Source organism: Pseudomonas sp. MF09150 (assembly GCF_059862355.1).
Map to the genome: position 1 here is coordinate 318,739 of NZ_JCBCUS010000008.1, position 21,614 is coordinate 340,352.

The following is a 21,614-nucleotide window of genomic DNA, read 5'->3' on the forward strand; positions in this document are numbered from 1 at the left end:
TTCGATGCGGCCCTGAACGCCGCGCACAAAAAAGCCCGGCAAGGCTCACACCTTGCCGGGCTTTTTGCAGCGTGGGGCTTAGAAAGCGCCCATGTAATCGCGCTTGCCGACTTCAACACCGTTGTGACGCAGCAAGGCGTAGGCGGTGGTGACGTGGAAGAAGAACTGCGGCAGGCCGTAGGTCAGCAGGTAGGACTGGCCGCTGAAGCGCTTCTCTTTTGGCGTGCCTGGGCGGGTGACGATTTCGATGCCTTCCTTGCCATCGATCTGCGCGGGCTGGATCCCGTCGATAAAGGCCAGGACCTTGGCGATCAGGGCTTGCAGGTCGGCGAAGGTGACTTCGCTATCGTCGTACTTGGGCAGTTCGACCTCGGCCAGGCGGGCGCTGACGCCTTTGGCGAAGTCCACGGCGATCTGCACCTGGCGTACCAGGGGGAACATGTCCGGGTACAGGCGGGCCTGCAGGAAGGCATTGGGGTCGATGTTCTTCGCCGTGGCATGGGCTTCGGCCTTGTTCAGCACATCGCTCAGGGCAGTGAGCATTTGCTTGAAGACAGGAACGGAGGCGGCGTACAGGGAAATAGTCATGACAGTCTCGACATGGGTGGCAGAAATACAGCGTGGCGCGATTATAGACATCCTTGCGCTCGGCGGGCGGCTTGTCTTTTCTTGCGCAAGGATTAGGCTAGTCGCCTTCCATAGCATAGGGAAAGCGCGATGAGCACTGAGCAAGAGACCTCCGTTGATGAACTGCGGCTCAACAGTACGGAAATCCGTATTCTTGGCTCCTTGATCGAAAAACAGGCCACCAGCCCGGAAACCTATCCCCTGACCCTCAATGCCCTGGTGCTTGCCTGCAACCAGAAAACCAGCCGTGAACCGGTGATGAACCTGAGCCAGGGCCAGGTCGGGCAAAGCCTGCGTGCGCTTGAAGGCCGAGGTTTTACCCGACTGGTGATGGGCAGCCGCGCCGATCGCTGGGAGCATCGCGTGGACAAGGCCCTGGAGCTGGTGCCGGCCCAGGTGGTGCTGAGCGGCCTGTTGTTTCTGCGTGGCCCGCAAACCGTCAACGAGCTGCTGACCCGCAGCGGGCGCATGCATGATTTCGAAGACGCCGAGCAGGTGGTGCATCAGCTGGAACGCCTGATTGCCCGTGGCCTGGCACTGCTGATTCCGCGCCAGGCGGGACAACGCGAAGACCGCTATATGCACGCCCTGGGGGATCCGGCGGATATCGAGGCGATTCTGGCCGCACGCCAGAATCCGGTTGAGCGCAGCAGCGGCAGCGGTGTATCCGCCGAACGCATCGAAGAACTCGAAGCCCGCATCGCCGCCCTCGAAGAGCGCCTGGCAAAACTCGAAGGCTGACACCTTCTCCCCGGCCGCGGCTACACACTGTAGCCGCGGCCGAAGTCTGCGCTGGCCCTATCGGCTCTTCCCTTTACCTGACCTTCTACCCCCGCGCAAATGCCACCGCTTGCTGGAATTGCGCTTCGCTCGGGCGGACGCCGGTGTACAGCACAAATTGCTCCAGAGCCTGGATCGCAATCACTTCCAGGCCGGTGATCACTTGCTTGCCTTCGGCCCGACCGCGCAGGATCAACGGGGTTTCCGCTGGGATCGCCACCACATCGAACACTGTCTGTGCCTCGGTGATCGCTTCGGCCGGGAACGCCAGCTGGTCGGCTTCGGCACCCCCAGCCATGCCGATCGGCGTGACGTTGATCAGCATCTGCGCCCGCACATCACCCAGCTCGGCCTGCCACTGATAACCCAGGGAGTCCGCCAGCGCGCGCCCGGCGCTCTGGTTGCGCGCAACGATAATGCCGTTGCTGTAGCCACCATCGCGCAAGGCGCTGGCCACGGCCTTGGCCATGCCGCCGCTGCCACGCAGGACAAAACTCGAGGCCTGGAGCACCTGGTGCGCGGCCAGCAATTGGGCAATGGCGATGTAGTCGGTGTTGTAGGCCTTGAGGTGGCCATTGGTGTTGACGATGGTGTTGATCGAGGCGATGGCCTTAGCCGACGCGTCCAGCTCATCCACCAGCTCGATACTGGCCTCCTTGAACGGCATCGACACGCCGCAACCGCGAATTCCCAGGGCCCGGATCCCGCCAATGGCGCCGGGCAGATCCTGGCTGCTGAAGGCCTTGTAGTAAAAATTCAGGCCCAACTGTTCATACAGATGGTTATGAAAGCGCAGGCCGAAGTTCCCCGGACGCCCTGACAATGACATGCACAACTGAGTGTCTTTGTTGGGGTTCATTTGCATGTGAATCTCCTCGCAAGGCACTTTCGGATAGACGGATTAACCCGCCGCACGACTTGTGCCTGATCATATCGACGCCAAGTTTGAAGGTGGCATTACCGCCCAGGGATGACGGTAAAGAAGCCGGTACAGACCTTACACAATATTTACTCAGCGGCTGTGCAGTTTTTGCCAAAACCGCTGTCTTAGAAGTATCCCCGCGACAGTCCTTGAGTCTATTGCAGACCACAAGCCCGGGGTTGAACCGAGGAACTACCATGATTTCCAGAATCCCCAAGATAGCCTTGCTCATTGGTGCACTCGCTGTCGCTGGCCAAGCCTCCGCCCATGGCGGCAATTGGGCCGGGCCGGCCGTGTTGGGTGCTGTCGTAGGTGCTGCGGTAATGGGCTCCGTCATGTCCAACCAGGAACGTCCGGTGTACGTGCAACAGCAACCGGTGTACGTACAACCACAGCCGGTGTATGCCGCACCGCCTCCGGTCTACTACCAGCCGCAACCGGTGTATGTCGAAGCAGCGCCGGTCTACTACCGCCCGGCACCGGTGTACTACGGCCCGCCCCGTGGCTACTACGGCCCGCCTCGCCACTACTACGGCCCTGGCCGCTGGTAAGCAGCCCGCTCCACCCTGACAGGCCCCGCCCTCAAAGCGGGGCTTGTTGCATTTTGCCATCATCCAAATGTCTGAATATCCCAATCCCAGGTCGCTGACGGAACAGTAATTGCCTGTAAATCCGGCAATAGTAAGGCCGTCACCGCGCACCCATCGTGCATACGACGGTCATATATCTGTCATGCCAGGTCCGCAAGATCGGATCTGTCCATGCCAACAGGCTCATAAAAACAAGGACGAACCCTATGCCCACGCAAAACCCGCACCGCATCGCCGGCCTCTGTACCTCAAGCAAGGTCTACAGTGCGCTGACCGAACTCAAACACCTGGAGGGCCATCGCAGCGCCAAGTTTCTTTCGCTGCTGGCAGAAAACCTGGTGCGCAAAGGCCTGCTCAACGATCAGGAAGTGCTGAACATGCTCGACCAGGTGGTGGACTGAAACCACGCGCCGGACCACAACCGCCGTCGTTGCCATCAATGTCGACTATCGAGCGTGGTGATTTTTCGTAACACCCTGAGCTTTGTAAGGTAGCCCCACTGATTGATGGAGGCACTTATGCACAAGGTTCAGATCATGTCCGTTATCGGCAGCGCCGTTCCCGCACCGCTCAGAGAGCTAGGATTGCTCGCCTGTTGGTACCTGGTACGGGACGGCGAACCGATCAGCGGCCCGCTTACCTCGCTTCCCGCCGCGCAGGCACTGTCGCTGAAGTTCGAACAGCCGATGCTGGTCGCTTAAGGCAACTGCACCCGCGGCCGGGTTTCGACGAACAACGCCCAACTCGACATGAACAACGCCGCGATCAGCGGACCGATGACAAAACCGTTGAGCCCGAAGATCGCCAGGCCACCCAGGGTCGAGATCAGGATCAGGTAATCCGGCATCTTGGTGTCCTTGCCCACCAGGATCGGGCGCAGCACGTTGTCCACCAGGCCGATCACGAATACCCCGAACAACCCGAGCACCACCCCTTGCCAGATCGCCCCGCTGAGCAGGAAGTACGCGGCCACCGGGGCCCAGACGATCCCCGCGCCCACCGCCGGCAACAACGACAGAAAAGCCATCAGTACCGCCCAGAGCAAGGCGCTGGGGATGTCGAGAAACCAGAAAATCACCCCACCCAGCGCCCCCTGGGTCACCGCCACCAGCACGTTGCCTTTGACGGTGGCGCGCACCACTCGGTTGAATTTGAGTTGCAGGCGGCGCTTCTGATGTTCCGCCAGGGGCACCGCCGTGCGGATCTTGCGCACCAGTTCGGCGCCATCGCGCAGAAAGAAGAACAGCAGGTAGAGCATGATGAAGAAGCTCACCACAAACTCGAACGTGCCCTGGCCGAAGCTGAACGCCTGGCTGGCCAGGTACTGGCTGCCCTGCATCGAACTCTTGACGATTTTCTCGCGCAGGCCGTCGAGCTCGCCCATGCCGAAGCGGTCCAGCAGGTGCTGGAAATACGGCGGCAACGCGTGCTTGAACTGCGCCAGGTAGCCGGCGATGTCCAGGTGCCCGCTCTCGATGTTCTTGTAGACGTTGGTGCCTTCCTGCACCAGCAGCACGCTGGTGATGATCACCGGCAGGATCGCGATCACCAGGCAGATGCCCAGGGTGCACAGTGAAGTCAGGTTGCGTGGCCAGCCGAACTTCAATTGCAGCCGGCGTTGCAGCGGGGCGAAGACGATGCCGAGGATCACCGCCCAGAACACCGCTCCGTAGAACGGCAGGAGGATCCAGATGAAAGCGACCGTCACCAGTACCAGGAGTACCAGCAGGCTTTTGTTTTGCAGGTTGGTTTGATTCATATCCGATCCAGTTCGATAAGCCGCAGGACGCTGACGGGCGTCCAGAGGCTTAGTCAACCGCTGTGCGTCCAAGTGCCATCTTTTGTGCATTGAGCATAGATCCAGATCAATAAACCCCGGAGCGCACTGCTTTACCCTCGCGACCTTTTGCGACCGACAGCCCCATGACGCTCCTCGCCCGACCCGAACTGCTCGCCCCCGCCGGCACCCTGAAAAACATGCGCTATGCCTTTGCCTACGGCGCCGACGCGGTCTACGCCGGGCAGCCGCGCTACAGCCTGCGGGTGCGCAACAACGAATTCGACCACGCCAACCTGGCCCTCGGCATCCAGGAAGCCCAGGCCCAGGGCAAGCGTTTCTACGTGGTGGTCAACATCGCCCCGCACAACGCCAAGCTCAAGACCTTCCTCAAGGACCTGGAGCCGGTGATCGCCATGGGCCCGGATGCGCTGATCATGTCCGACCCGGGCCTGATCATGCTGGTGCAGCGGCACTTCCCGCAGATGCCGATCCACCTCTCGGTACAGGCCAACACGGTGAACTGGGCCAGCGTCGAGTTCTGGCAAGAACAGGGCCTGAGCCGAATCATCCTGTCCCGCGAGTTGTCGCTGGAAGAGATCGCCGAGATCCGCCAGCAGGTGCCGGGCATGGAGCTGGAGGTGTTTGTCCACGGCGCGCTGTGCATGGCCTATTCCGGGCGCTGCCTGCTGTCGGGCTACATGAACAAGCGCGATGCCAACCAGGGCAGTTGCACCAACGCCTGCCGCTGGAAATACAAGGCCCAGGAGGCCACCGAGAATGCCGCCGGCGATATTGTCCAGCTGTTCGAACCGAACGCCGAGCCGACCCTGGGCCTGGGGGCGCCCACCGACCAGGTGTTCCTGTTGCAGGAGGCCAACCGCCCGGACGAACTGATGCCGGCATTCGAAGACGAACACGGCACCTACATCATGAACGCCAAGGACCTGCGCGCGGTGCAGCACGTCGGGCGCCTGACCCAGATGGGCGTGCATTCGCTGAAGATCGAGGGGCGCACCAAGTCGCACTTCTATTGCGCACGCACCACCCAGGTCTATCGCCGGGCCATCGATGACGCGGCGGCCGGACGCGAGTTCGACCGCAGCCTGATGAACGACCTCGAATCCCTGGCCCAGCGCGGCTACACCGAAGGTTTCCTGCGGCGCCATGTGCACGATGAGTACCAGAACTACCAGAACGGCAGCTCAGTTTCGGAGCGCCAGCAGTTCGTCGGCGAACTGACCGGCGAACGCCGCGACCGGCTGGCCGAGGTCAAGGTGAAAAACCGCTTTGCCCTGGGCGACCACATGGAACTGATGACCCCCAAGGGCAACTTCCACTTCGACTTGCATCAACTGCAAAACGCCAAGGGCGAAGCCATCGAGGTCGCCCCGGGTGACGGCCACACCGTGTACCTGCCGATTCCCGACCAGGTCGACCTGCGCTACAGCCTGCTGATGCGCGATATCACTGTCTAAACAGAACCGTAGCCGCCAGTAGGCGCTGACGAGCCCGCGAGGCTGCGCGCAGCGGCTACAGGACAGTTGAGGGTTAGCCTCAGATTCGGAACTGCCCCACCAACTTGCCCAAACGCTGGCCCAGGTCCGCCAGGCTGCGGGAGGTCTGGGCGCCGAGTTGGGTTTCGTCGGCGACGCTGTCCACCGCCACGGCAATCTGATGCACGCTGCGGTTGATCTCTTCGGCGACCGCAGTCTGTTCTTCGGCGGCACTGGCAATCTGAGCGTTCATCGAATTGATGGTGCCGATCAACTGCGCCATGGTGTCCAGCGACGCACCCGCCTCGTTGGCCTGGGCCGAGGTGCCATCGCCGGCATCGCTGGAACGGCGCATGGCTTCCACTGCCGTCCGCGTGCCCTGCTGCAGACGGTCGATCATGCCCTGGATCTCCTGGGTGCTCTGCTGGGTACGACTGGCCAGCGCCCGCACCTCGTCCGCCACCACCGCAAAACCACGCCCGGCCTCCCCGGCACGTGCCGCTTCAATGGCCGCGTTCAACGCCAGGAGGTTGGTCTGCTCGGCAATCGAGCGGATCACGTCCAGCACGCTGACAATCGATGCCACGTCCTTCTGCAAACTGTCGAGGGAAGTACCGCTGCTACGGATATCGCTGACCAGCGCATGGATCTGGGCGATGCTGCCATCCACCACGCGCTTGGCGGCCTGGCCTTCGGCGTCGGTCTGTTGCGCGGCCACCGCCGCCCCCTGGGCACTGCGCGCCACTTCATGGGCGGCCGAGGACATCTCATTGATCGCGGTCGCCACCTGATCGGTCTCGTGGCGCTGACGCTCCATCGCCTGTTCCGAACGCTGGGCCTGATCGGAAACCTGGGTCACCAGGCCGGTCAACTGACTGGTCATCTCGGTGATCTGCCGCACCAGGCCATGGATCTTGTCGACAAAGCGGTTGAACGACCCGGCCAGATCACCCAGCTCGTCCTGGCTGGTAATCGCCAGGCGCTTGGTCAGGTCGCCATCGCCGGCGGCGATATCGTCGAGGCTGACCTTCATCAGTTGCAACGGACGCAGCATGGTGTTGGCCACCAGCAGGCCCAGCGCCGCGATCACCAGCAGCACTACCACGGCAATCCCGACAATGCTCAGGACCATGCCTTCCATGCGCTGGTTGATGCTGGCCTCGACCGCCGCCACCTGGGCATCGATACCGTCTAGGTTGACCGAGGTGCCGAGCACCATGTCCCACTTGGGCAGGTATTCGGTGTAGCCGAGCTTGGGCACCAGCACATCGCTGCCCGGCTGGGTCGAGCTGTACTGCACGTAGTGGCTGCCGTCCTTGCCGACCCGCACCAGCTCGCGGTTGACGTACACGCCATTGGGGTCGCGGTTGTCCTTGAAGCTCTTGCCGACGCCGTCCGGGCTGTTGCCCTTGAACAGGCGCACGGTCTCGGAGTCGTAGCCGAAGAAGTAGCCATCCTTGCCGTACGTGATGTTCGACAGCAGCTTGACCACCTCGGCCCGCGCCGCCTGATCGCCGTTGGCTGCAGCGTCATACAACGGCTTGACGGTGTTGAGCGCCACCTCCACGTAACTCTGCAAGGTGGCCTTGGCCTCGCCCAGCAGGCGCTGGCGGGTCTCTTCGACCTCTTTGCTGGCCTGCTGCTTGAGCATGAATACCGTGGTCAGGCTGATCACCAGCGCAAACAGCAACACCGGGAGTACCGCGAGGGACAGGACTTTGGCCTTCAAGCTTAGGCGCATAGGTATTCACTCTTGATTTTATTGGCGTGGTTAAGCCGTTAACGGCACGCCGGATCAAAAGTTGAGCCCCCGCGGGCCTGTGCGCGGGGGCAAAAGCAGGCCACGAGCAGCCCGGCAACGCCGGGCCATCGGCTCAGTGGTTCAGAGCACCATTGCCGCCACCCAACCGAACGCCAGCAACGGCAGGTTGTAGTGGAGGAAGGTCGGAACCACGGTGTCCCAGATATGGTGATGCTGGCCGTCGATATTGAGGCCGGAGGTCGGCCCCAGCGTCGAGTCCGAGGCCGGCGAACCGGCGTCGCCCAGGGCCCCGGCCGTGCCGACGATGCAGACGATGGCCAGGGGACTGAAGCCCAGTTGCACACAGAGCGGGACAAAGATCGCGGCCAGGATCGGCACCGTGGAAAACGACGAGCCGATGCCCATGGTCACCAGCAGCCCCACCAGCAGCATCAACAGCGCACCCACGCCCTTGCTGTGGCCGATCCAGCTGGCCGAGGTTTCCACCAGGGTCTTGACCTCGCCGGTGGCCTTCATCACCTCGGCAAAACCCGAGGCGGCAATCATGATGAAGCCGATCATGGCCATCATCTTCATGCCTTCGGTAAACAGGTCGTCGGTTTCGCGCCAGCGCACGATGCCCGACACCGAGAAGATCAGAAAACCGGCCAAAGCCCCGATAATCATCGAGTCCAGCAGCAACTGCACCACAAACGCCACCACGATGGCCAAGCCTGCCACCAGCAAGGTGCGCGGGTTGTATTGCACCGTCACCTGCTCGACTTTCTCGATCTTTTCCAGGTCATACACGCGCTTTTTGCGGTAGCTGACAAAGGCCATCAACAAGCCGAAAACCATGCCCAGGGCTGGGATGCCCATGGCGTGGGTGACGTTGATCTGGCTGATGTCGACCCCGCTGCGGGCGACGTTGGCCAAGAGGATTTCATTGAGGAAGATGTTGCCGAAACCCACCGGCAAAAACATATAGGGGGTGATCAGGCCGAAGGTGATGACGCAGGCGATCAGCCGGCGGTCCAGTTGCAGCTTGGTCAGCACATATAACAGTGGCGGTACCAGCAGCGGGATAAAGGCAATGTGGATCGGCAGGATGTTCTGCGAAGCGATCGCCACCACCCACAGCAGGCCGATCAGCAGCCATTTGACCTGGCCGCCGCCGTGGGCGTCCTGGCGGTCCACCAGCAGCAGGATCTTGTCTGCCAGGGCGTGGGCCAGGCCGGACTTGGCAATCGCCACCGCAAACGCGCCGAGCAAGGCATAGGACAACGCCACGGTCGCACCACCACCCAAGCCGCTGTTGAACGCCTTGAGCGTGGCCTCGATCCCAAGGCCGCCGGTGAGTCCACCCACCAACGCGCCAATGATCAGGGCGATCACCACATGCACGCGGGACAGGCTGAGCACCAGCATGACGCCGACCGCGGCAATTACTGCATTAATCATCGTTACCTCATTACTGCGCCGCTGAAAATGGCGCAAAAGCATGTGACCGACCAGAAGGCAGGGGGCTGCCGACATCGAATGGAAAGAGGGTCTTATTAGAGGGCGCGCACTGTGCAGCAGCGGGCGCGGCTTGTCAAAACCCGGGGCGGAGAAAGCGCTTCCTCGCCAGTGGTGGAGCAGCAGGTTCGGGCTGCGTTTGGATGCTGGCCCTGTTTCAACTGGAATAAGTGGGTGTCGGTACGGGCCAGAGTCCGAACGCGGCCCGAGCCTGCGGCAGTGGCTACAGGTGGAGGTGGGGGGTTATTTCGAACAAGCGTTTAAAGAATCGGTTTCGGCGGCCGTTACAGTGCAAAGTCTCAGATATTTATCGAATAAGGACGCCCCATGTCGCTTAGACAACTTTCCATCCAATGGAAAATCACCCTGCTGGCCGGACTCTGCCTGCTGGGTATCGTCACCTTGCTGGTGGGCCTCTCGCTCTATCGCATGGAGCACAACTCCGAGCTGGTGAAGGCCTCCAGCATGGACATGCTCAATGAAGCCGCCCAGGCGCGGATCGAGGCTCAGGGCGAGGTGCAGGCGCTGGGGATTCGCCAACAATTCATGGACGCCTATCAATACGGCCATGGTTTTTCACGCCAGGTGCTGTTCCTGCGGGAGCAGGCCGAGAAGCGCTTTCTCGACGCCTTCGACCTGCGTGAAGACCTGACCCGCCAGGTCAAGTCGGCACTGCAGGCCAACCCGCAGTTGCTCGGCCTGTCCCTGGTGTTCGAAGCCAACGCACTGGACGGCAAGGACTCACTCTTCACCGGCCAGGAAGAATTGGGCAGCAACGACAAGGGCCGTTTTGCCCTGTACTGGTCCCAGCCCACGCCCGGCAAGCTGACCTCGATGTCGCTGCCTGAAAGCGACATGAGCGACACCCGCAGCGGCCCCAGCGGCGAGCCGGCCAACGCCTGGTTCACCTGCCCGCGCAGCACCCTCAAGCCCTGCGTGATCGAACCCTACTTCTACGCAATCGACGGCCAGCAGGTGCTGATGACCAGCATCGTCTTCCCACTGATGGTCGAGGGCAAAGTCATCGCCTCGCTATCGGTGGACATCAACCTCAACAGCCTGCAGGCCACCAGCCAACAGGCGAGCAAGAAACTCTACGACGGCCAGACCAACGTCAGCATCATCAGCCCGGTCGGGCTGCTGGCGGCCTACAGCCCGGACGCCAGCAAGCTGAGCCAGCGCCTGGACCAGGTCGACAAGGCCAGCGGCAGTCAGTTGATCAGCCTGCTGGCGAGCGGCACCCAGACCCGCAGCCTGCACAGCGACAGCGTGCTCAAAGTGCTCGCGCCCTTCTCGCCGATTCCCGACGGCAAACCCTGGGGCGTGCTGCTGGATGTACCGGAACACGTGCTGGTGGGCCCGGCCACTGCGCTGCAAGGCGAGCTCGACGAGCGCAACAGCGCCGGCACCCTGATCGAACTCAGCCTCGGCCTGCTGGCTGCGATAATCGGGCTGTTGCTGGTGTGGCTGATGGCGCGCAGCGTGACCCGGCCGATCCTTGGCGTGGCGCACATGCTGGAAGACATCGCCAGTGGCGAAGGCGACCTGACCCGGCGCCTGGCCTACGACAAGCAGGATGAACTGGGCCAGTTGGCCGGCTGGTTCAACCGTTTCCTCGACAAGTTGCAGCCGATCATCGCCGAGGTGAAACGCTCGGTGCAGGACGCTCGCGGCACCGCCGACCAGTCTGCGGCCATCGCCACCCAGACCAGCGCCGGCATGGAGCAGCAATACCGCCAGGTCGACCAGGTGGCCACCGCCTCCCATGAAATGAGCGCCACGGCCCAGGACGTGGCCCGCAGCGCCGCCCAGGCCGCCCACGCCGCGCGCGATGCCGACCAGGCTACCCGCGAAGGCCTGACGGTGATCGACCGCACCACCACCAGCATTGGCCACCTGGCGGCCGACATGAGCATCGCCATGACCCAGGTCGAAGGCCTGGCCGCCAACAGCGAAAAAATCGGTTCGGTGCTGGAAGTGATCCGTGCCATTGCCGACCAGACCAACCTGCTGGCGCTCAACGCCGCCATTGAAGCGGCCCGTGCCGGGGAAGCCGGGCGCGGTTTTGCGGTGGTCGCCGACGAAGTGCGCAACCTCGCCCGCCGCACCCAAGAGTCGGTGGAAGAAACCCGTCTGGTGATCGAGCAACTGCAAACCGGCACCCAGGAGGTGGTGGGCTCGATGAACAACAGCCACCGCCAGGCCCAGGGCAGCGTCGAGCAGGTCGGCCAGGCCGTCACCGCCCTGCGCCAGATCGGCGACGCGGTGACCGTCATCAGCGACATGAACCTGCAAATCGCCAGCGCCGCCGAAGAACAGAGCGCGGTAGCCGAAGAGATCAACAGCAACGTGGAAACCATCCGTGACGTCACCGAATCCCTGGCCGAACAGGCCAATGAATCGGCGCGGGTCAGCCAGTCGCTGAACAGCCTGGCCAACCAGCAGCAAAGCCTGATGGACCAATTCCGCGTCTGAGCCCTGTATCCCCGTAATCCCTGTAGCCGCAGCCTTGCGGCGCTCGGCAGCAGCTACAGGCTGGCTTCGTGCAGACGGGGTGCGAGGCAACTAGCGCCCAGGCAGGTGGATTTCAACGCGCAGGCCGCCCAGGGCGCTTTCCTCCAGGCTCAGGGTGCCACCCCAGGCATCGATGATGTCGCGCACGATGCCCAGGCCCAGGCCGTGGCCATCGGTCTGTTCATCCAGGCGCGTGCCGCGGCTGAACACCTGTTCGCGCTGCGCCTCGGGGATGCCCGGGCCGTCGTCGTCCACCGCCAGGCAAAAACCCCGGGGGCTTTCCCCGACACTCAAGCGGACTTCCGCATCCGCCCATTTGCAGGCGTTGTCCAGCAGATTACCCAGCAACTCCAGCAGGTCCTCACGGTCCCAGGGCAGTTGCAGCCCCGGCGCCGCCTGGTAGCTCAGGGCCAGGTGTTCGCCGTGGATCATGTTCAAGGTCGCCAGCAACCCCGGCAGTTCGCCATCGCAATCGAACAGGGCACCGGGCAAGGCATCGCCGGCCAGGCGCGCCCGGTTGAGCTCGCGGTTCAACCGCTGCTGCACCTGCTGCAACTGTTCCTGCAACACCTTGCGCACTTCGGCGTGGGCATCCAGCTTGGGGTTCGACGCCAGACTGAGCAGCACCGCCAGCGGTGTCTTCAGCGCATGCCCCAGGTTGCCCAGGGCATTGCGCGAGCGCTTGAGGCTGTCTTCGGTGTGGGCCAACAGGTGGTTGATCTGCGCCACCAGCGGTTCCAGCTCCACGGGCACCTGGTCGTCCAGCTGCGAACGCTGGCCTAGCTGCAACTGGGCGATCTGCTCCCGGGCCTTTTCCAGGGGCCGCAGGGCGCGGCGTACGGTCAGGCGTTGCAGCGTCAGGATCAGCAGCAACCCCGCCAGCCCCAGGCCCAGGCCGATCTGGCGCATGCGTTGAAAGCTCTCGCGCACCGGGGTGTAGTCCTGGGCCACGCTGATGGAGATCGACTGCCCCAGGCGCCGATAGTCCGAACGCAGCACCAGCAGTTGCTGGCCCTCCGGCCCCAGTTGCAGGTTGCCTTGCAGGCCGGCGCTTGCCAGTTGCGGCAGGTCCTGGTCCCACAACGAACGCGAGCGCCAATGGGTGTCGGCAAAGTCGATGCGAAAGTAGTGCCCGGAAAACGGCCGCTGATACGCCGGCGACAAGCGCCGCTCATCCAGCTGCAAGCCCTGGGGCCCACGTACCAGCGCCACCAGCAGGTTTTCACTGTCGTTGCGCAGGCCGGCTTCGAGGTAGCGCTGCAAGCCCACTTCGAACAGCCAGAGACTGGTCTGGGCCAGCACCAGGCCAACGATCAGCATCACGCTGATCAAGCCCAGGCTCAGGCGTCGCTGGATCGACCTCACGAAGCCTGGGCGCCAAACAGATAGCCCTGGCCGCGCCGGGTTTCGATCACCGTGCGTCCCAGCTTGCGCCGCAGGTGATTGACGTGCACTTCCAGCACATTGGAATCGCGCTCGGTCTCGCCGTCATAGAGGTGCTCGGCGAGGTGGCTTTTGGAGAGGATCTGCTGCGGGTGCAGCATGAAATAACGCAACAGGCGAAACTCGGCGGCGGTCAGCTGGATATCCAGGCCATCGCGCACCACGCATTGGCGGCTCTCATCCAGGTGCAGGCCGGCGGCCTGGAGGGTTGGCTGATTGGCCTGGCCGTGGGAACGACGCAACAGCGCCTGGACCCGCAAGTGCAGCTCTTCGGGGTGAAACGGCTTGGTCAGGTAATCGTCGGCCCCGGCCTTGAGCCCTTCAATGCGCTCGGCCCAGGAGCCGCGGGCCGTGAGGATCAGCACCGGGGTCGAAAGCCCGCCGGCGCGCCATTGGCTGAGCACCTCCAGCCCCGGCAAGCCCGGCAGGCCGAGGTCGAGGATGATCAGGTCATAGGGTTCGCTGCTGCCCTGATACACCGCATCGCGGCCATCGGCCAGCCAATCCACGGCGTAGCCCTGGCGATTGAGGCCTTCAAGCAGTTCATCGGCCAGGGACACATGGTCTTCCACCAGAAGCAGGCGCATCAGTCATCTTCCTTGTCTTTCAACAGGCGGCCGGTGGCGGCCTCCAGGTCCAGTTCGCGGACCACGCCATCGGCGGTCAGCAACTCGACTTCATAAATGTAGACGTCATGTTTTTCTTCCAGCTCGGCCTCCAGCAGCTTGGCCCCGGGGTAACGGTCCAGGGCCTGCTGCAGCAGTTGTTCGAGCGGCAGGATCACCCCTTGCTGACGCAGGCGCAGGGCTTCGTCCTGGTCCAGGTCACGGGCCAGTGCCAGCGAGCAGAACGCTGCCAGCACCAGGGCCCATCGACTGCAGCGGCGCAGATTGCACTTCATTACGTATCCTGATGATCCTTGAGTACCTGGCCACTGACGGCGTCCAATTCCAGGTCCCACTCGAGGCCCTGGGCATCGCGCAGTTCGACCTGGTAGATGTACTTGCCGTACTCCTCTTCCAGCTCGGTTTCATGGATGGTGGAGCCCGGGTGCCTGGCCAATGCGGCGGCATTGAGTTTTTCAAAGGAGACAATGGTACCAGCGTCGCGCAACCTCAGGGCTTCGTCGGGGCCCAGGTCACGGGCGTGGGCCAGGCTGGCGGTGATGCCGATCAGGCTGGCGGTCAACAGGGCAGTCAGGGTTTTCATGGAATATCTCCGTATTCGTCAGGTGTTGCCTAAGGCGCCGAAGATACCCAACTGAACTTAATTGAAACTGAATGGCCAGTATCGCCAGGGCCCAACTTTCATTCGGCCACCGCGCCACCACTCCTTATACTCACCTGCTCGCCTGCGACTGAGACCGGTATGACTGCTATCCACATCAAGTTCCCCGCCCTGACCCTCAAGGCCGGCCCGCGAGCGTTCGCACGCATCCGCGAGAGCGGCCTGCGCGCCGCCGAAGTCGGTACCCTGCCCGGCGCGGCAGGTGGGCCCAAGGCCCTGGGGATTCAAGGCCTGGACCTGGCGCTATTCGGTGACTGGCTGCCGGCGGCGCCACGGGAGCGTTCGTTGATTGGCGCCTCGGTGGGCTCCTGGCGCTTTGCCAGTGCCTGCCTGGCGGACGCCGCCGAGGGCATCCGCCGCCTGGGGCTGCTTTACAACGCCATGAGTTTTGCCAAGGGGGTGAACATGGCGCAGATCAGCCACAGCTCCCAACGCATGCTCGACGATCTGCTGGACGGCCAGGACGCCAGCATCCTCGACAACCCGCTGTATCGGCTGAACATCATGGTGGTCAAAAGCCACGGTCTGCTCGCCGACGATCATCGCGGGCGCCTGGGGCTGGGGCTGTCGTCGGTGATCGCCGACAACCTGCGCGGCCGCTCGCGCCTGGCCCGGCATTTCGAACGGCTGGTGCTGCACGATCCGCGCCTGGCGCCGCCGCTACTGGCACTCAACGACTTCCCTTCGCGCTTCGTCGCCCTGGAGCTGGGTAACCTGCGCCAGGCGCTGCTGGCCTCGGGTTCGATCCCGATGGTGATGCAGGGGGTGCGCGACCTGCCCGGCGCCGGCGCAGGTACGTTCCGCGACGGCGGCCTGCTGGATTACCACCTCGACCTGCCCTACAGCGGCGACGATATCGTGCTCTACCCCCACTTCACCGACCGGGTGATCCCCGGCTGGTTCGACAAAACCCTACCCTGGCGCCGGGCAAGCACCGAGCGCCTGCAAGATGTGCTGCTGCTGGCGCCGTCGCGGCAGTACCTGGAGCGCCTACCCTACGGCAAACTGCCGGACCGCAGCGACTTCAAGCGCTTCATGGGCGATGACGCCGGGCGCCAGAAGTACTGGCGCAGCGCGATGGACGAAAGCCGGCGCCTGGGGGACGAGTTTCTCGACCTGGCCGCCAGCGGCCGCCTCGGGGAAAACCTGCTGACCCTTTAGTCAGGGTTTTCCCGCAGCGCCAAAGCCAAGCTGTTAAACTCGCCGCCTGCCCCAACCGCCCCCCGGCGATAGCCACCTGCCAGAGCTGACCGATACTGTGGAAATCTTCAAAGAATTTACCTTCGAATCCGCCCACCGCCTGCCCCACGTACCCGAGGGCCACAAATGCGGGCGCCTGCACGGGCACTCGTTCAAGGTGGCGATCCACCTCAGCGGCGACCTCGATCCGCACACCGGCTGGATTCGTGATTTCTCGGAAATCAAGGCCATCTTCAAGCCGCTCTACGAGCGTCTGGACCACAACTACCTGAACGACATCCCCGGTCTGGAAAACCCCACCAGCGAAGTCCTGGCCAAGTGGATCTGGAACGAACTCAAACCCCTGCTGCCGGAACTCAGTGCGATCCGCATCCACGAGACCTGCACCAGCGGCTGCATCTACCGCGGCGAGTAAGCCCGCGCAGCCGGTTCAATCGCCCTTGGCGAACAGCGGAGCAGCGCCCATGCCCCCACGCATCTACCTCGCCGGTTTCGATGTGTTTCGCCAAGACGCCATCGAACACGGCCGACACTTGAAAGACCTCTGCGCCGCCCAGGGCCTGGAGGGCCTCTACCCCTTCGACAACCAGGTGCCCGACGGCCTGACTCCCGAGGCCACGGCGCGGCTGATCTGCCAGCACAACCGGCAAATGATCCACGACTGCGACGCCGTGCTGGCCAACCTGAATGCCTTTCGCGGGCTGGAACCGGACTCCGGCACCTGCTTCGAAATCGGCATGGCCGTGGCCCTGGGCAAACCGGTGTGGGCCTATTTCGACGATGCCCCGACCTTGCGCCTGCAAGTGCCCCATGACGCCGGCGGGCATGATGCCCAGGGCTTTGTGGTGGAAGACTTCAACCTGCCGCGCAACCTGATGCTGGCCTGCACCTGGGCCGGTCACAGCCGCGATGCCGCCAGCGCCGTGATCGCCCTCGCGCACTGGTTGCGCCAGCCCGAGCACGTCCCTCTCGCGCCTTGATCGGCCGCCCCTTCAACCAGGAGATCACCATGGAAAACACCTGGCTGGCCCATGCCAAACGCCTGCAGGCCATCGCTTCCACCGGCCTGCATTTCTGCAAGGATGAATTTGATCGCGAGCGCTATCAGCAAGTCGCCGATATCGCCCACGGCATGCTCGCGCAACTGGGGGACGTGCCCCTGGAGCGCATCACCGGCCTGGTCAGCGACTTCGCCCAGCGCTACTCGACTCCCATGGTCGACGTGCGCGGTGCGCTGATCGAGAACGAGCGCATTCTGCTGGTCCGCGAGCGCAACGACGGCTGCTGGGCGCTGCCGGGCGGCTATGCCGATATCGGCCTGTCGGCGGCGGAAAACATCGCCAAGGAAATCCACGAGGAAGCCGGCCTGCACGTCTCGGTCAGCGCCCTTTACAGCCTGCGCCACAAGGCCAAGGGGCCGTTCAAGCCCGACACCCGGGACTTCTACAAGCTGTACTTCATGTGCGAGCGCGACGACCGACAAGCGCCGTTGGCCGGGGCCGAAGTCAGCGACGCGGCGTTTTTTGCCCTCGACGCCCTGCCCGAGCTGTCCCGGGGCCGCACCATAGAAAGCGACATCACGGCGGCCTTTGCCTTTCACCGTGGCGAAACCCGCGCGACCCTGTTCGATTGAACCCCGGGCCGGTGATCCACTTTGTATCACTGGCGCACTGCTTTTGTGCCTGATTGGGCAAGGCGACCAATCAATCCGGCAAAATCCGTCGATTTGGCTATAAATCCTGTGCAGGTTGCACAGTGGCACCTGTGCGTCTGTCACCGTTCGGCCGTTGGCACGCTGGCTGCAACGGGTCTGCATCCACAGACCAGACACACCAGGGGAAGGCTCATGACGCAGAACGATCCAGGCAACGACTACCCACTCAGTGAAGTGCCGATGCACGCCCGCAAAGGGCTGGCCTCCACGGCCATGGTGCTGCTGGGGTTCACCTTTTTCACCGCCACCATGTTCGCCGGGGGCAAGCTGGGGGTGGCTTTCAGCTTTGGCGAAATGCTCGGGGTGATTGTGCTGGGCAACCTGCTGCTGGGGATCTACGCCGCGGGTCTGGGTTACATCGCCTTCAAGAGCGGTCTGAATTCGGTGCTGATGGGGCGTTTCTGTTTCGGCGAAGTGGGCAGCAAACTCAGCGACCTGATCCTGGGCTTTACCCAGATCGGCTGGTACGCCTGGGGCACCGCGACCGCCGCCGTGGTGCTCGGCAAATACTTCGAGTTGAGCCAGGGCAGCGTGCTCGGCCTGATGGTGCTGTTCGGCATGGTGTTCTGCGCCACCGCCTATGTCGGCTATCGCGGGCTGGAAATCCTCTCTTACATTGCGGTGCCGGCCATGGGCCTGTTGTTGCTGCTGTCGATGTGGGTGGCCACGGTCAAGGTTGGCGGCCTGCAGGGCCTGATGGCCGTGGTGCCGAGCACCAGCCTCGACCTGTCCACCGCCATCACCCTGGTGTTCGGCACCTTTGTCAGCGGCGCGACCCAGGCCACCAACTGGACGCGCTTTTCGCGCTCGGCCAGGGTCGCGGTGCTGGCGAGCCTGATCGGCTTCTTTGTCGGCAATGGCCTGATGGTGCTGATCGGGGCCTACGGTGCCATCGTCTACCAGCAACCGGACGTGGTCGAAGTGCTTCTGCTGCAAGGCTTCGCCATGGCGGCCATGGCCATGCTGCTGTTGAATATCTGGAGCACCCAGGACAACACCATCTACAACTTCGCCGTGGCCGGCTGCAATCTGCTGCGCACCGGCCGGCGCAAGACCGTGACCCTGGTGGGCGCAGTGATCGGCACCCTGCTCGCGCTGCTGGGCATGTACGACATGCTGGTGCCGTACCTGATCCTGCTGGGCACGGTGATCCCGCCGATTGGCGGGGTGATCATGGCGGACTTCTTCTACCGCTACCGGGGCCAGTACCCGCGCCTGGCCGAGACCCGGCTACCGGCGTTCAATTGGGCCGGCCTGGGCGCCTACGCCATCGGCACGGTGACCGCGTTCAGTTCGCCCTGGGTCGCGCCCCTGGTGGGGATTGCCGCTGCCGCCCTGAGCTACATCCTGCTCAGCAGCCTGCTCGGCGCCCGCAGTAGCGCCGTGGCAGACGTCCAGGCATGAGCCTGACGGTCGACGATGTACTGGCCCTGCCCGGGCTGGAGTCCATGCGCCTGCGCGCCGGCGCGGTCGGCCTCGGCAATCCGGTGCGCTGGCCCTATGTCGCGGAGAACAGCGGGATTGCCGAGTGGGTGCTCGGGGGCGAACTGGTGTTCGTCACCGGCATCAACCACCCACGGGATCAAGCCAACCTGTTGCAATTGCTGGACGAAGCCGTCGAGCGCCAGGTCGCCGGCCTGGTGATACTGACTGGCGCGGCCTATATCCAGGCGATCCCCGAGCGCCTGCTGGCCGCCGCCGACGCCGCCGGCATGCCGCTGATCGAGCAGCCCTACTCGTTGAAAATGGTGCTGGTGACCCAGGCCATCGGCTCGGCGCTAGTCCAGGCAGAGCAGGTCGGACGCTCGCGGCATGACGTGCTGGAGCGCCTGTTGAGCGGCGAGTACCAATCCCTGGAGCTGCTGCTGCATCGCGCGCGACAGCTGAGCATGCCCATGGACGGCCAGTGGCAGGTGGCCCAGTTGCAACTGGAAGGCGGCGAGCCGCTGTTTGCCCTGGGCCATGCGGAACAGGCCGAGGCCCAACTGGCGCAGCACCGCGACCGTATCGCCCTGGGCCTGCGCCAATTCGCCCGGGAGCATCCACCGGCCCTGCCGGTGCTGGGCCGTGCCGGACAATGGAGCCTGCTGCTGCCTGCCGTCGACGCAGCGGCAGCTCAGCTCAACCGGCAACGGCTGGCGACCTGGCTGAAAAACTTCAGCCCCAGCCTGCTGCCGCTGAAACTGTTTATCGGCCTCAGCGCTGCCGCCCACCCGCCGGCGCGCCTGGCCCGGGCCCAGGATGAGGCGCTTCAGGCCCTGGGCGCCGCGCGGCGTTTCAGCGAACGGGCCGGGCTCTGCGTTTATGACGAGCTGGGAGTGCTCAAACTGCTCAGCGGCGTGCGCGACCAGGCGTTGCTCGACCAGTTTCTGCATGAACGGCTCGGCCCCTTGCTGCACCATGACCAGCACCACGGTGCGTGCCTGATGCCGACCCTGGAGGCGTGGTTCCATGAAAATGCCAACCTGGTGGCCGCGGCCCAGCGCCTGGCGGTACACCGCAATACCCTGACCCATCGTGTGCAGCGCATCGAGGCCCTGTCCGGCCTGGCGCTGGACAACCCCAATGACCGTCTGGACATCGGCGTCGCGCTGATGATCTGGCGGCTGTCAGCCTGACTGCCTGATGAACCTGAACAAGGAAACTGCCCCCATGCTTATTACCAATGCCCGTCTGCGCCACCGTGAAGGCCTGCACGCACTGCACCTGGAAAACGGCCGCATCGCCCGCATCACCCCCCAAGCCGAAGCCCAGGGCCAGCCGGCCGGGCCGGATGACCTGGACGCCGGCGGCAACCTGGTGGTGCCGCCCTTTGTCGAACCGCACATTCACCTGGACGCCACCCTGACCGCCGGCGAGCCGCGCTGGAACATGAGCGGCACGCTGTTCGAAGGCATCGAATGCTGGGGCGAACGCAAGGCCACCATCACCCAGGAAGACACCAAGACCCGGGCCAAAAAAACCATCCGCACCCTGGCCGCCCACGGTATCCAGCATGTGCGGACCCACGTCGATGTCACCGACCCGGACCTCACTGCCCTCAAGGCACTGCTGGAAGTGCGTGCCGAAACCGCGCACCTGATCGACCTGCAGATCGTCGCCTTCCCCCAGGAAGGCATCGAAAGCTACCGCAACGGCCGCGAACTGATGACCGAGGCCATCGCCCTGGGCGCCGATGTGGTGGGCGGGATTCCGCATTTCGAGTACACCCGCGACCAGGGGGTGAGTTCGGTGAAGTTCCTGATGGACCTGGCCGAACGCACCGGTTGCCTGGTGGATGTGCACTGCGACGAAACCGACGACCCGCATTCGCGCTTTCTCGAAGTGCTGGCCGAAGAAGCCCGCAGCCGTGACATGGGCTCGCGGGTCACCGCCAGCCACACCACGGCCATGGGCTCTTATGACAATGCCTATTGCGCCAAGCTGTTCCGCCTGCTCGGGCATTCCGGGATCAGCTTTGTCTCCTGCCCCACCGAGAGCATCCACCTGCAAGGACGCTTTGACAGCTTCCCGAAACGCCGCGGCGTGACCCGGGTCAACGAGTTGCTGGAGGCCGGGATGAACGTGTGCTTTGGCCAGGACTCGATCGTCGACCCCTGGTACCCCCTGGGCAACGGCAACATCCTGCGCGTACTCGAAGCCGGCCTGCACATCTGCCACATGCTCGGTTACCGCAACCTGCAAAACGCCCTCGACCTGGTCACCGACAACAGCGCCAAGGCCCTGGCCCTCGGCGAGCGCTACGGCCTCGAACCCGGGCGCCCGGCCAACCTGCTGATCCTCTCCGCCGACAGCGACTACGAAATGATCCGCAGCCAGGGCCTGCCGCTGTACTCGATCCGCCACGGCCAGGTGCTGATGCAACGGCAAATGGCCCAGGTGCAGTTGGTGGGTGAATAACCCTAGCCGCTGCCGAGAGACGAGGCTGCGCTGGGCCTAAGCCGCGCCGTGCAAACACCTGACACCCCACGGCGCCTGTCCCGGCCAGCGTCCGAAGGCGGCCCG

22 protein-coding genes and 1 pseudogene are annotated in these 21,614 nt (G+C 63.7%); 14 read left to right on the plus strand and 9 right to left on the minus strand.

The annotated features are described in order from the left end of the window. Positions 1-78 precede the first annotated feature (78 nt). The gene (locus AC19YX_RS27475) at positions 79-588 is read right to left on the minus strand and encodes a DUF1993 domain-containing protein (protein ID WP_078473274.1); all 510 of its coding nucleotides are present in this window, start codon (positions 586-588) and stop codon (positions 79-81) included. Positions 589-717: 129 nt separating this feature from the next. Here AC19YX_RS27475 and AC19YX_RS27480 point away from each other — a divergent pair, with 129 nt between their 5' ends. Next, the gene (locus AC19YX_RS27480; RefSeq protein ID WP_020296833.1) at positions 718-1,368 is read left to right on the plus strand and encodes a YceH family protein; all 651 of its coding nucleotides are present in this window, start codon (positions 718-720) and stop codon (positions 1,366-1,368) included. Positions 1,369-1,453: 85 nt separating this feature from the next. Here AC19YX_RS27480 and AC19YX_RS27485 read toward each other — a convergent pair whose 3' ends face one another. Then, the gene (locus AC19YX_RS27485; RefSeq protein ID WP_500607483.1) at positions 1,454-2,272 is read right to left on the minus strand and encodes a shikimate 5-dehydrogenase; all 819 of its coding nucleotides are present in this window, start codon (positions 2,270-2,272) and stop codon (positions 1,454-1,456) included. Positions 2,273-2,526: 254 nt separating this feature from the next. Between AC19YX_RS27485 and AC19YX_RS27490 the strand changes: the two genes are divergently transcribed. The 3 genes from AC19YX_RS27490 to AC19YX_RS27500 all read left to right on the plus strand — a co-directional run bounded on the left by AC19YX_RS27490 (position 2,527) and on the right by AC19YX_RS27500 (position 3,620). Next, a complete protein-coding gene (locus tag AC19YX_RS27490; RefSeq protein WP_043229212.1) occupies positions 2,527-2,880 on the plus strand; it encodes a hypothetical protein in 354 nt (117 codons plus the stop codon). A 245-nt stretch (positions 2,881-3,125) separates the two neighbouring features. Then, the gene (locus AC19YX_RS27495) at positions 3,126-3,320 is read left to right on the plus strand and encodes a hypothetical protein (protein ID WP_020296836.1); all 195 of its coding nucleotides are present in this window, start codon (positions 3,126-3,128) and stop codon (positions 3,318-3,320) included. A 117-nt stretch (positions 3,321-3,437) separates the two neighbouring features. Continuing rightward, a complete protein-coding gene (locus AC19YX_RS27500) occupies positions 3,438-3,620 on the plus strand; it encodes a hypothetical protein (protein ID WP_020296837.1) in 183 nt (60 codons plus the stop codon). Here the strand turns inward: AC19YX_RS27500 and AC19YX_RS27505 are convergent. Beyond that, positions 3,617-4,678 carry an AI-2E family transporter gene (locus tag AC19YX_RS27505; protein ID WP_078473277.1) on the minus strand — a complete coding sequence of 354 codons (1,062 nt, stop codon included), beginning with the start codon at positions 4,676-4,678 and terminating at the stop codon, positions 3,617-3,619. The two genes, AC19YX_RS27500 and AC19YX_RS27505, sit on opposite strands and share 4 nt — an antisense overlap. Before the next feature lie 164 nt (positions 4,679-4,842). Here AC19YX_RS27505 and trhP point away from each other — a divergent pair, with 164 nt between their 5' ends. Further along, positions 4,843-6,174: a prephenate-dependent tRNA uridine(34) hydroxylase TrhP gene (gene trhP / locus AC19YX_RS27510; protein WP_500607484.1), complete on the plus strand. Its 1,332-nt coding sequence runs from the start codon at positions 4,843-4,845 to the stop codon at positions 6,172-6,174. A gap of 79 nt (positions 6,175-6,253) precedes the next feature. Here trhP and ctpM read toward each other — a convergent pair whose 3' ends face one another. Together ctpM and AC19YX_RS27520 are read right to left on the minus strand one after the other, a co-directional pair. Continuing rightward, the gene (ctpM, locus tag AC19YX_RS27515; RefSeq protein ID WP_078473279.1) at positions 6,254-7,933 is read right to left on the minus strand and encodes a methyl-accepting chemotaxis protein CtpM; all 1,680 of its coding nucleotides are present in this window, start codon (positions 7,931-7,933) and stop codon (positions 6,254-6,256) included. A gap of 141 nt (positions 7,934-8,074) precedes the next feature. Next, positions 8,075-9,391 carry a Na+/H+ antiporter family protein gene (locus AC19YX_RS27520; protein WP_161955774.1) on the minus strand — a complete coding sequence of 439 codons (1,317 nt, stop codon included), beginning with the start codon at positions 9,389-9,391 and terminating at the stop codon, positions 8,075-8,077. A 1,530-nt stretch (positions 9,392-10,921) separates the two neighbouring features. Here AC19YX_RS27520 and AC19YX_RS27525 point away from each other — a divergent pair. After that, a pseudogene (locus AC19YX_RS27525) lies at positions 10,922-11,068 on the plus strand (HAMP domain-containing protein); the annotation flags it as partial. A 102-nt stretch (positions 11,069-11,170) separates the two neighbouring features. Further along, positions 11,171-11,926 (plus strand): methyl-accepting chemotaxis protein, encoded by a 756-nt coding sequence (locus AC19YX_RS27530; protein WP_421549298.1) that lies wholly within the window; start codon positions 11,171-11,173, stop codon positions 11,924-11,926. 90 nt (positions 11,927-12,016) lie between these two features. Here AC19YX_RS27530 and AC19YX_RS27535 read toward each other — a convergent pair whose 3' ends face one another. The 4 genes from AC19YX_RS27535 to AC19YX_RS27550 are packed head-to-tail and all read right to left on the minus strand — an operon-like array spanning position 12,017 to position 14,617. Further along, the gene (locus AC19YX_RS27535) at positions 12,017-13,330 is read right to left on the minus strand and encodes a sensor histidine kinase (protein WP_500607485.1); all 1,314 of its coding nucleotides are present in this window, start codon (positions 13,328-13,330) and stop codon (positions 12,017-12,019) included. After that, complete coding sequence (locus tag AC19YX_RS27540; protein ID WP_020296844.1) at positions 13,327-13,995, minus strand: response regulator transcription factor; 669 nt, start codon at positions 13,993-13,995, stop codon at positions 13,327-13,329. The genes AC19YX_RS27535 and AC19YX_RS27540 overlap by 4 nt, the downstream gene beginning before the upstream one ends. Further along, complete coding sequence (locus AC19YX_RS27545; protein ID WP_020296845.1) at positions 13,995-14,309, minus strand: PepSY domain-containing protein; 315 nt, start codon at positions 14,307-14,309, stop codon at positions 13,995-13,997. The genes AC19YX_RS27540 and AC19YX_RS27545 overlap by 1 nt, the downstream gene beginning before the upstream one ends. Further along, entirely contained in the window at positions 14,309-14,617 is a 309-nt protein-coding gene (locus AC19YX_RS27550; RefSeq protein ID WP_500607486.1) for a PepSY domain-containing protein, read from the minus strand. The genes AC19YX_RS27545 and AC19YX_RS27550 overlap by 1 nt, the downstream gene beginning before the upstream one ends. A gap of 159 nt (positions 14,618-14,776) precedes the next feature. Between AC19YX_RS27550 and AC19YX_RS27555 the strand changes: the two genes are divergently transcribed. The 7 genes from AC19YX_RS27555 (at position 14,777) to codA (ending at position 21,509) form a co-directional block, all read left to right on the plus strand. Beyond that, positions 14,777-15,856, plus strand: a complete 1,080-nt coding sequence (locus AC19YX_RS27555; protein WP_500607487.1) for a patatin-like phospholipase family protein — start codon at positions 14,777-14,779, stop codon at positions 15,854-15,856. A gap of 97 nt (positions 15,857-15,953) precedes the next feature. After that, the gene (gene queD / locus AC19YX_RS27560; protein WP_003190259.1) at positions 15,954-16,310 is read left to right on the plus strand and encodes a 6-carboxytetrahydropterin synthase QueD; all 357 of its coding nucleotides are present in this window, start codon (positions 15,954-15,956) and stop codon (positions 16,308-16,310) included. 49 nt (positions 16,311-16,359) lie between these two features. Next, a complete protein-coding gene (locus AC19YX_RS27565) occupies positions 16,360-16,875 on the plus strand; it encodes a nucleoside 2-deoxyribosyltransferase (RefSeq protein WP_500607488.1) in 516 nt (171 codons plus the stop codon). A gap of 29 nt (positions 16,876-16,904) precedes the next feature. After that, the gene (locus AC19YX_RS27570) at positions 16,905-17,528 is read left to right on the plus strand and encodes an NUDIX hydrolase (protein WP_421549241.1); all 624 of its coding nucleotides are present in this window, start codon (positions 16,905-16,907) and stop codon (positions 17,526-17,528) included. 213 nt (positions 17,529-17,741) lie between these two features. Continuing rightward, complete coding sequence (gene codB / locus AC19YX_RS27575; protein WP_421549242.1) at positions 17,742-19,013, plus strand: cytosine permease; 1,272 nt, start codon at positions 17,742-17,744, stop codon at positions 19,011-19,013. Next, entirely contained in the window at positions 19,010-20,227 is a 1,218-nt protein-coding gene (locus AC19YX_RS27580; protein WP_500607489.1) for a PucR family transcriptional regulator, read from the plus strand. The genes codB and AC19YX_RS27580 overlap by 4 nt, the downstream gene beginning before the upstream one ends. Before the next feature lie 34 nt (positions 20,228-20,261). Next, positions 20,262-21,509 carry a cytosine deaminase gene (codA, locus tag AC19YX_RS27585; protein WP_201131696.1) on the plus strand — a complete coding sequence of 416 codons (1,248 nt, stop codon included), beginning with the start codon at positions 20,262-20,264 and terminating at the stop codon, positions 21,507-21,509. Positions 21,510-21,614: the final 105 nt, after the last annotated feature.

What these genes read in the sequence shown, in the direction of transcription:
- AC19YX_RS27540 (WP_020296844.1), bottom strand. Translation starts at nt 13,995, where the DNA reads ATGCGCCTGCTTCTGGTGGAAGACCATGTGTCCCTGGCCGATGAACTG.
- trhP (WP_500607484.1), top strand. Translation starts at nt 4,843, where the DNA reads ATGACGCTCCTCGCCCGACCCGAACTGCTCGCCCCCGCCGGCACCCTG.
- AC19YX_RS27565 (WP_500607488.1), top strand. Translation starts at nt 16,360, where the DNA reads ATGCCCCCACGCATCTACCTCGCCGGTTTCGATGTGTTTCGCCAAGAC.
- AC19YX_RS27570 (WP_421549241.1), top strand. Translation starts at nt 16,905, where the DNA reads ATGGAAAACACCTGGCTGGCCCATGCCAAACGCCTGCAGGCCATCGCT.
- AC19YX_RS27490 (WP_043229212.1), top strand. Translation starts at nt 2,527, where the DNA reads ATGATTTCCAGAATCCCCAAGATAGCCTTGCTCATTGGTGCACTCGCT.
- AC19YX_RS27475 (WP_078473274.1), bottom strand. Translation starts at nt 588, where the DNA reads ATGACTATTTCCCTGTACGCCGCCTCCGTTCCTGTCTTCAAGCAAATG.
- AC19YX_RS27480 (WP_020296833.1), top strand. Translation starts at nt 718, where the DNA reads ATGAGCACTGAGCAAGAGACCTCCGTTGATGAACTGCGGCTCAACAGT.
- AC19YX_RS27550 (WP_500607486.1), bottom strand. Translation starts at nt 14,617, where the DNA reads ATGAAAACCCTGACTGCCCTGTTGACCGCCAGCCTGATCGGCATCACC.
- AC19YX_RS27545 (WP_020296845.1), bottom strand. Translation starts at nt 14,309, where the DNA reads ATGAAGTGCAATCTGCGCCGCTGCAGTCGATGGGCCCTGGTGCTGGCA.
- codB (WP_421549242.1), top strand. Translation starts at nt 17,742, where the DNA reads ATGACGCAGAACGATCCAGGCAACGACTACCCACTCAGTGAAGTGCCG.
- AC19YX_RS27555 (WP_500607487.1), top strand. Translation starts at nt 14,777, where the DNA reads ATGACTGCTATCCACATCAAGTTCCCCGCCCTGACCCTCAAGGCCGGC.
- AC19YX_RS27530 (WP_421549298.1), top strand. Translation starts at nt 11,171, where the DNA reads ATGGAGCAGCAATACCGCCAGGTCGACCAGGTGGCCACCGCCTCCCAT.
- codA (WP_201131696.1), top strand. Translation starts at nt 20,262, where the DNA reads ATGCTTATTACCAATGCCCGTCTGCGCCACCGTGAAGGCCTGCACGCA.
- ctpM (WP_078473279.1), bottom strand. Translation starts at nt 7,933, where the DNA reads ATGCGCCTAAGCTTGAAGGCCAAAGTCCTGTCCCTCGCGGTACTCCCG.
- AC19YX_RS27580 (WP_500607489.1), top strand. Translation starts at nt 19,010, where the DNA reads ATGAGCCTGACGGTCGACGATGTACTGGCCCTGCCCGGGCTGGAGTCC.
- AC19YX_RS27495 (WP_020296836.1), top strand. Translation starts at nt 3,126, where the DNA reads ATGCCCACGCAAAACCCGCACCGCATCGCCGGCCTCTGTACCTCAAGC.
- AC19YX_RS27500 (WP_020296837.1), top strand. Translation starts at nt 3,438, where the DNA reads ATGCACAAGGTTCAGATCATGTCCGTTATCGGCAGCGCCGTTCCCGCA.
- AC19YX_RS27485 (WP_500607483.1), bottom strand. Translation starts at nt 2,272, where the DNA reads ATGCAAATGAACCCCAACAAAGACACTCAGTTGTGCATGTCATTGTCA.
- AC19YX_RS27505 (WP_078473277.1), bottom strand. Translation starts at nt 4,678, where the DNA reads ATGAATCAAACCAACCTGCAAAACAAAAGCCTGCTGGTACTCCTGGTA.